Source organism: Mesorhizobium sp. M7A.F.Ca.US.014.04.1.1, assembly GCF_003998745.1.
Classification (GTDB): domain Bacteria; phylum Pseudomonadota; class Alphaproteobacteria; order Rhizobiales; family Rhizobiaceae; genus Mesorhizobium; species Mesorhizobium ciceri.
In genome coordinates this window covers 1-8,400 of record NZ_RZRW01000241.1, presented here as the reverse complement: position 1 = coordinate 8,400, position 8,400 = coordinate 1, and the positions used below count along the sequence as shown (strand labels likewise).

General features: G+C 63.5%; 9 protein-coding genes. 2 read left to right on the top strand and 7 right to left on the bottom strand.

Translation table 11 applies throughout. The features are described 5' to 3' along the window. The 5 genes from EOA22_RS17200 to EOA22_RS17180 all read right to left on the bottom strand — a co-directional run. A partial coding sequence (locus EOA22_RS17200) for a glycosyltransferase family 2 protein (protein WP_206521294.1) occupies positions 1-695 on the bottom strand: 695 nt, incomplete at its 3' end. 80 nt (positions 696-775) lie between these two features. After that, positions 776-2,275, bottom strand: a complete 1,500-nt coding sequence (locus EOA22_RS17195; RefSeq protein ID WP_063170024.1) for a HAMP domain-containing sensor histidine kinase — start codon at positions 2,273-2,275, stop codon at positions 776-778. Beyond that, positions 2,272-2,946 (bottom strand): response regulator transcription factor, encoded by a 675-nt coding sequence (locus EOA22_RS17190; protein WP_013533623.1) that lies wholly within the window; start codon positions 2,944-2,946, stop codon positions 2,272-2,274. Before EOA22_RS17190 ends, EOA22_RS17195 begins: the two co-directional genes overlap by 4 nt. A 40-nt stretch (positions 2,947-2,986) precedes the next feature. Beyond that, complete coding sequence (locus EOA22_RS17185; protein WP_013533622.1) at positions 2,987-3,379, bottom strand: hypothetical protein; 393 nt, start codon at positions 3,377-3,379, stop codon at positions 2,987-2,989. 315 nt (positions 3,380-3,694) lie between these two features. After that, the gene (locus EOA22_RS17180) at positions 3,695-4,312 is read right to left on the bottom strand and encodes an outer membrane protein (protein WP_082826646.1); all 618 of its coding nucleotides are present in this window, start codon (positions 4,310-4,312) and stop codon (positions 3,695-3,697) included. Between the two features lie 457 nt (positions 4,313-4,769). Between EOA22_RS17180 and EOA22_RS17175 the strand changes: the two genes are divergently transcribed. Further along, on the top strand, positions 4,770-5,033 hold the full coding sequence (locus tag EOA22_RS17175; protein WP_013533620.1) for a DUF6460 domain-containing protein: 264 nt from the start codon (positions 4,770-4,772) through the stop codon (positions 5,031-5,033). A gap of 76 nt (positions 5,034-5,109) precedes the next feature. Here the strand turns inward: EOA22_RS17175 and EOA22_RS17170 are convergent, their stop codons facing one another. After that, positions 5,110-6,015, bottom strand: coding sequence for a histone deacetylase (locus tag EOA22_RS17170; protein ID WP_063170026.1), 906 nt, complete (start codon positions 6,013-6,015; stop codon positions 5,110-5,112). Between the two features lie 171 nt (positions 6,016-6,186). Here EOA22_RS17170 and EOA22_RS17165 point away from each other — a divergent pair, with 171 nt between their 5' ends. Continuing rightward, complete coding sequence (locus EOA22_RS17165) at positions 6,187-7,521, top strand: MATE family efflux transporter (RefSeq protein ID WP_164755573.1); 1,335 nt, start codon at positions 6,187-6,189, stop codon at positions 7,519-7,521. A gap of 268 nt (positions 7,522-7,789) precedes the next feature. Here the strand turns inward: EOA22_RS17165 and pyrD are convergent. Beyond that, the coding region (gene pyrD / locus EOA22_RS17160) for a dihydroorotate dehydrogenase (quinone) (protein ID WP_127390106.1) at positions 7,790-8,400 on the bottom strand (611 nt) is incomplete at its 5' end.

Sequence of the window (8,400 nt, the reverse complement as noted above, 5' to 3'; positions counted from 1 at the left end):
CCGAGCAGCGAGGCGAACCGCAAGGGCACGATGGAGAAGCTGGTCATGGCGTCGCCCGCCAGAAGAAGCATTTTCTTCAGCGGATAGTGGGTGGTGCCGGCAAAGCGGCGGTGCCGCTCATAGGGGAAAGCCACCTGTCTCAGCCCGATCCAGCTCACCATGCCGCGAATGAACCTGTAACGTTCTGGCATCGCGTTCAGATGGTCGAGCGCGCGACGGTTCATCAGTCGGAAATCACCGGTATTCGGGGCTATGTCGACGTCGACCATCCGGCGCAGCAAGCGATAGAACATGGATGCGGAGGCGAGCTTGAACCAGCTTTCGCCATCGCGCGTCAGCCTCTGGCCGTAAACCACATCGAAGCCTTCGTTCATCTTCGTCATCATCGCGCCGAGCAGTTCAGGCGGATCCTGCAGGTCGGCATCGAGAATGAGAATGCGCTGGCCGCGACAGAATTCGAGCCCGGCGCTCAACGCGATCTGGTGGCCGTAATTGCGGGCAAGGTCGATGGCGACGATATGGTCGTCCTTTTCGGCCAGCTGCAGAATGGCCTCGCGCGTACCGTCGGTCGCGCCATCGACGACAAGGACGATCTCGTAGGAAGGGCCTTGCCCAAGGCATGCGGCCGTTACCCGCCGATGCAGTTCGGCCACGCCATCCAGCTCGTTGTAGCATGGGATGACCACCGACAGCATGACGCCGCGTCGCGCGGTGTTTCTCTCCGTCTCCACCAAAGCCTTGCTCCCGCTATCCGATTGGGAATAGCGGCAATTGGTTAGAAAACAGATAAGCCAGCGGGATCGGCCGCAACCGTGGGCCGGCCATCATTTCTGCCGCACGCGGCCACCGCCCGAACCGGCAACTCCATGCGGATGCGGGCGCCTTGCCAGGAGCCGGCCAATATCCGGATGGAGCCATCGTGCAGCAGTGCGATCTGCCGGGCAAGGTTCAATCCCAGGCCCGCGCCGCGCGATTGCGGCCGCAGTCGGTAGAAGGGCTCGAAAACGTTCTCGTGCTCATCGGCTGGAATGCCTGGGCCTTCGTCGCGGATTTCGACGCCGCCGTTTTCATCGATCGCTATGGTGATCGTGCCGGAACCGCCGCCATGATCGATGGCATTGCGCACGAGATTTGCCAGCGCCCGCTCGATCTGCAGCACGTTGATCTCGACATGGACCTTGTTGGCTGGCGGCTCGAAGGCAAGATCGTAGCCTGCTTCGATGGCGAGCGGGGCGAAGTCGGCGGCGACCCGGCCGACAAGATCGCAGAGGTCTATGATCTGGCGCTGGTCCGCCGGGCGGTCGAGCAGCTGGTGGTCGAGCAGCTGTTGCGCAAGATGCGACAGGCGCTCGATGTCATGCAGCAGGCGCGCGCTTTGCGGTTCCTGCTTCAGCAATTCGGCGCGCGTGCGCAGGATGGCGATCGGCGTGCGCAGTTCGTGCGCCGCGTCGGTGAGGAAGCGGTTGTGCCGGTCATAGCCCTGGGCGAGGCGCGCCAGCGTCTGGTTGAAGGCATGCACCAGCGGCGCGATCTCCTGCGGCACATTCTTGACCGGCAGCTGCATCGCACGGGTGCCGATGTCGATGCGCGCGGCCTGCTGGACGGTGTCGACGAGGCCGGCAAACGACCGGCGCACGACGGCTGGCGTCGTCACCAGGGTCGTGGCTCCCATGACGAGGACGATCGGCAGCAGCAGGATGACGATGATGGCCGCGAGAGCGGGAAGCGCCTTCTCCCAGTTCCTGCTGCCGTCCGGGTTCTTGGCGACGTCGATGGTGGCCGAAATGGTGACTTCGAGGCCGTCGGTCTCTTCCCGCGACGATCGCGTCGCGGCAATGATCTGAACCGTGCCAGCCTTGGTCGAAACTTTTTCGAGGTAGGCCTCCGGCCTCAAATCATCTTCGGAAAATCCGATGGTGGCGTGATCGGCCTGGCCCAGCAGATCGCCAAAATTCCTGGTGTAGACGTCGGGTATGCTGCCGAAGCGGATGCTCTGGCCGTTGTTGTCGCGGATGATGTACCAGACATTGGGGAACCCCTTACGAAACGAACGCAATCCATCGGTCTCATGGACGATCAATCTGCCGTTGCCGTCACGATCGACGGCATCCTTGAGGGTGGCGACGGCAGCCTCGTTGTCGACAAGAAGCCGTGGATCGGCGATCCACAGCGCGGCCGCGCACAGCACGATGAAGACAAGAAGCGTCGCCGCCTGCAACAGGATCATCCGCCGCACCAGCACCCATTGCAGCGATCGCGTGCGCGACTTCTTCACGAGGCGGCCCGCAAGAGATAACCGAGGTTGCGGATCGCCCTGATCTCGATGCCGGCAGCGACGTCGTCGAGCTTGCGACGCAGCCGCGAAATGTGCGCATCCAATGCATTGGAGCCGATCTCGTCGTCGAGAGCATAGACGGCTTCTTCCAGCGCCCCGCGCATGATCGTCCGCCCCGGCCTGCGGATGAGCGTTTCGAGCACCAGCCGCTCGCGCCGCGGCAGTTCCAGCGCCTGGTCCTCGACAAGCGCCTCGCGATGGCGGAAATCATAGGTGAGGCGGCCGACCATCACCTGATTGGCACGCGTGGTGAACGAACGCCGGTGCAAGGCATTGAGCCTGGCGACCAGTTCCACCGTGGCGAACGGCTTGACCATGTAGTCGTCGGCGCCGGCGTCGAGCCCCGCCACGCGATCGTCGAGCCCGCTGAGCGCCGTCAACGCGATCACCGGCACGTCCAGATGCAAGGCCCGCAGGCGCGGGATCAGGCTGAGGCCATCGCCATCCGGCAGCCGGCGGTCCAGCACCACCGCGTCATGGTGGCCGAGCCGCGCCACGGCTTCGGCATCCGCCAGTGTCGCGGCATGGTCGACGATGATGTCCTGGCGCTCGAGCGCGGTCTTCAGCACCGAGGCCATTTCCGGCTCGTCCTCGATCAGCAGGATGCGCATGCGCACTCTCCGTCACAGGCAGCCGGCACGCTGTGGCAATTCATTCGCATTCCAGCTTCGGTTGACGAAAATTGGTGATGAACCATCTGCCGCCCGAGGCGCGGGCATAGAACGTATAGAAGCATTCCTGGCGCTCGATATAGCCAGGCGTTTCGGTTTCTTCGTAGACGGTTCCGTGTTTTGTGTGGCGAACTTCGCCGCTGGAGCTTCCGGAAACCGCATTGGTGGATATTTTCCGCCACTGATAGGCCCGCTCGCCCCGGCCGAGATCAACGACGGCGGTCGGCGGCCCGTAGTCCAGAATGACCGATTCGACCGGTTGCCCGATGTAGTTCTTCATGATGTCGGAGGCGCATCCCGTCAGCACCAGCACGATCGCGATGAAGAACGCCTTGGAGATCCACACCAGATGGTTTGCGCTGCGTTTGGACATATCCGATTCCCGTCATCAAGGTCATCCGCGGCACCGAATGCATGTCGCCCAAAAGCGGTCCCGGTTTTGGGACAACGACATGCACAAAACAAAACCTGAAGCGGGCCGCATGATCCGTTTCGATGCGACGCGCTTTAGGACGTGAAGATTGCATCGGCATTACGCAGGACCTGGCACCCAAATGCGGTCTGCCGACATGCGTCGATGACGGTGCGGATGGAGGCAAAGCAATCGCGCGGCCCCGTTGCATCCGGGCGCCGCGCAAGGTCGTTCAAGCAGAATACAGAACAGGTTCAACGGAACCCATGGCCTGCCCTAGAACCGGTAGTTGATGCCGGCCTTCAGTTCATGGCTGCCGATCGTCGCCTTGGATTTGCCCAGGGCGGACGTCGTTTCGACGCCTGGGGTGCGCACATAGTCATATTCGACCTTGGCCGAGAGGCCGCCGGCAAAACCCTGTTCGATGCCGCCGCCGACCAGATAGCCGAGTTTCCATCCGTCGATATCGTTCACCTTGTCGCCCTTGTCGAATTTGGTCATGGCGACGCCGCCGGTTCCAAACAGCAGCGTCTGGTCGAAGCTCAAGCCGGCCTTGGCCTTGGCGGCACCGCGCCATTTTTCCTTGATCTTGCCGCCCCGGACGTCGTGCTCGGCGCCGCCCAGATAGGAGCCCTCGATCTCGGCACCGAGAACCGCTGGACCCATCTGCTGGTTGTAGCCGGCCTGAACGCCGCCGCTGAGACCATTCCTGCCGGCAAACGGGTTCGGCATCCCGGTGAACGCCGTGCCGCCATGCACGCCGACATAGGCGCCGCTCCACTGGAACGCGGGGGGATCATTGTAGGCGGGCGAAAGGTCGGCGGCCATCGCCGGCCCCAGGAGGTACATGGCAAGGGCACTTGCCGTCAGGATGATCTTTGCTTGAGAGAACACTGCATTACTCCAACACACGCGCGCATCCGGCAATCGATGCGCAGGTTTCCCGAAGAACTCGACCGTTGAGGCGGTCGGGCTCCGATTTGGTGTCTTTCAGGGATGGTTGCGCGGTCCTGGGACTGGCTTTCGCCAGTTGTGGTAGGGGGTCAGATCGCCCGCGCGGCCAATCGCCTGAAAGACGCCGACCGTCTCGCAGGCGAAAATTGCACGCACATTGCGGGAAATCGAAAAATGAAGGTTTTTCGCTTTGTTTTCAATAAATTAAAGCGATGTTGTTTACGCAAATTTAACAGTCTGGCGCGGGTTTAGTCCGTTTGGCAGCACAAGCCTGCCATGCAATCGCGCGGTGCAGGCCGTTGGCATCCCGCAAAACTCCCGGCTTGAAGCGGACAAGCCAAGTGCGTATGTCTGGCCGACGCCCTCGAGCCTGGGTGCCTCAATCGGGAGACGAGCCTTGTCCGCACTGACGCGCTTTCTTGGCGACTCGCCGCTCAAGGTGATCCTGAAACTGCTGGTGGTGTCTTTCCTCGTCGGCCTGGTCATGAATGCCTTCGGCTGGTCGCCGATGGATGTGCTCTACGGCATCCGGAAGTTCTTCATGGACCTGTGGAATCTCGGCTTCCACGCCATCGACCGCTTCCTCGGCTATATCCTGCTGGGCGCGGCTATCGTCGTGCCGGCCTTCATCCTGCTCAGGCTTGCCAACTACCGGAAGTAGAGCATGATCCCGAAAAGTGGGAACCGGTTTTCTCGGACAAACGGAAACCGTTTGTCCCGAGATCATGCTTGAAGAACTACCGGGCGTAGCCTGCGGCGACCTCGAACAGGATGGCGTGGCGCGCGGCAAGGGCGGGCACATCGGTGGAATAGCCACCGCCGATGACGCCGCAGACCGGAACGCCCTGCGCGCGAAAATGGCTGATGACCATGTCGTCACGGGCGCGCAGACCGTCATCCGACAGCGACAGCCTGCCAAGCCGGTCATCTGCATGGACGTCGACGCCGGCATTGTAGAACACGATGTCCCAATGCGCCTGGGCGGACAGCTCCGGCAGGATGGCGGCGAGCCTCTCGAGATAGGCAGCGTCACCCGTGCCATCGGGCAGCGCGACATCGAGGTCGGAGGCGATCTTGCGCACGGGGTAGTTGCGGTCGCCATGCATGGAAAAGGTGAACACGCGCGGGTCATCGGCGAGAATATCCGCCGTGCCGTCGCCCTGGTGCACGTCGAGATCGACGACCAGGATGTTTCGTGCCGCGCCTTCGGCCAGCAGCACCAATGCGGCGACGGCGACATCGTTGAAGGTGCAGAAGCCCGCGCCTTGCGCGCGCCGCGCATGGTGGCTGCCGCCGGCAGTGTTGCAGGCGATACCGTGGCGCAAGGCCAGCCGCGCCGCCAGCACCGTGCCGCCGGTGGCAAGCTGCGCGCGCAGCGAGACGCGGGGGCCGATCGGAAAACCGATCTCGCGTTCGATCTTTTCGGGCACGCGGCAGTTGACGACCTGGTCGACATAGTCCGCCGCATGGGCAAGCTCCAGCCATGAAGCCGGCGCCGGTTCGGCGGTGCTGAGCGCCTCGGGGCCGGCGAGGCCGCGTGTCCGCAGCGCCTCCATCAGCAGGGGATATTTGCTCATCGGAAAGCGATGGTTGACGGCGAAGCCGGCGTCGTAGTCGGGATGATGGACGATCTGCAGAGGCATGAACTCGTATCCGGCTGGCTCACGCCAGACCGGGATTTCGGTTGGCCGTCAAGGGATAGGTGATTGCGCGGTGGCCGGAAAATGGGGCACATCGACGGTTCCATCAAGCCGCAATCAGCAAGGCAGCAATCCTTGGACAAAGGTGCAACCCCAGCCGACGCCGGATCCCCGATCCTCTCGGGATCGCCGATTCACTCCGGATCATTTGTCGTCACCAACCGCTCCGTGCTCGCCATCGCGGTGCCGATGACGCTAGCCTATCTGACGACGCCGATGCTCGGCCTGGTCGACACGGCTGTCGTCGGCCAGTTCGGCGATGCCGCCTTGCTTGGCGGCCTGGCGGCCGGCGCATTGATCTTCGACGTCGTCTTCACCTCTTTCAATTTCCTGCGCTCGGGCACCACCGGCCTTGTCGCACAGGCGTTCGGGCGTGGCGATGCCCTGGAGGAACAGGCGGTGTTCTGGCGCGCCGTGCTGATCGCGGTTATCGCCGGCATCGTGCTCGCTGCCCTTGCGCCGCTGGTCGCCATCGCCGGGCAAAAATTCATGGGCGCCGAACCGCGCGCCAGCGAGGCGATGGGCGTCTACATCAGGATCAGGCTGCTTGCAGCCCCCTTTTCGCTGATCAACTACGCCATCCTCGGCTACGTGCTGGGGCGGGGCGAGGGCGGGCTTGGACTGGTGCTGCAATTGGTGCTGAACGGCATCAACATCGCGCTGTGCTTCCTGCTTGGGCTGGAACTTGGCTGGGGCGTCGCCGGCGTTGCCTGGGCGACCGTCACCGGTGAGTTCCTGGCCATGCTGCTCGGCCTGGCCATCGTGATCCGCCGGTTTCGCGCGGCCCCGCCCTTGCCGCGCCATCGCCTGCTCGACATGACCGCCTTCCTGCGCATGCTGTCGCTCAACCGCGACATCATGATCCGTTCGTTCTCGCTGCTCGCCGCCTTTGCATTGTTCACCCGCCAGGGCGCGCAGTTCGGCACGGTGACGCTGGCCGCCAACGCCGTGCTGATGAATTTCTTCCTCGTCGCCGGCTATTTCCTCGATGGCTTTGCCACCGCCGCCGAACAGCTGGCGGGCCGTGCCGTCGGCGCACGTGCCGCCGCACCGTTCCGCCAGGCCGTGCGGCTGACGCTGTTCTGGGGTTTCGGGCTGGCGGGAGCCGCGACGCTGGTAATGCTGTCTGGTGGCGCCAATCTGGTCGCTCTCGTGACGACATCGGAGGACGTCCGTTCGGTGGCCGACATCTACCTGCCATGGGCGGCATTCACGGCGCTGAGCGGTGTGCTGGCGTTCCAGATGGATGGCGTCTTCATCGGCGCGACCTGGTCCCGCGACATGCGCAACATGATGCTGCTGTCGTTCCTGGTTTTCGCGGCCGCGCTGCTGACCCTTGCGCCGGCCTTCGGCAACACTGGACTTTGGGCGGCGCTGCACGTCTTCCTGCTGGTGCGAGGCTTCAGCCTGCTGACGATCCTGCGGCTCAGGGTGCGGACGGCGTTTTAGACGGTGTCCCCCGGAAGGCCCTGCGCCGTCCAGGACACTGAGCGGCAGCTTCGCGATAGGAATTTTTTCTTGACTCGGTGACCTCAGCTGTGGTAGATTTTTGCCCATGGTGCTGATTTGCGCCAATGACCCGCCGCACTGGCGGGTTTTTTGTTTGATGCGCCGTCAGCCAACGCCCGGCGAAAGCTCCGAAGGAACCCTTTGACCCGAGTTCGTTGCACCATCTGCGAGCGGGCCGTCAGCCGCGACCTGCGCTCCTGAGAGCAGTTCAGAGTTGCCTGGACGCCCAGAAGTCGAGGCGGCTGTCGCGCAACTCGCAAATCGACTTCAGCCGTTCTTTTTCGACGAAACGGGCCATTCCGGAAAGAATACGGCCTGGCAGCGAAGGCCCGGCATAGATCATGCCGGTGTAGAGCTGCACCAGATCGGCACCCGCACGGATCTTGTCCAGCGCCGTATCGGCGGAATCGACGCCGCCGACGCCGACGATGGCAAGCTCCGGCCCGAGCAGTTTGCGCATCTTCGCCAGCACGATGGTCGAACGCTCGAACAGCGGCTTGCCGGAGAGCCCCCCGCTCTCGCGCGCGGTGTCGCCGCTGCGCAGTGGCGGTCGGGAGATGGTGGTGTTGGAGACGATGACGCCGTCCACCCGCTTTTCCGTGACTTCGGCGGCGATGTCCTCCAGCTCTGCCTCGACCAGATCCGGCGCGATCTTCAGGAACACCGGCGGCTGGGCGCTTGCCGCGGCGCGCGCTGCCATGACCCGCGACAAGAGCTCGCCAAGCTGCTCACGCGCCTGCATGTTGCGCAGGCCCGGCGTGTTGGGCGAGGAGATGTTGACGGTCAGATAGCTGGCGTATTGCGCAAACCGGGCGACGC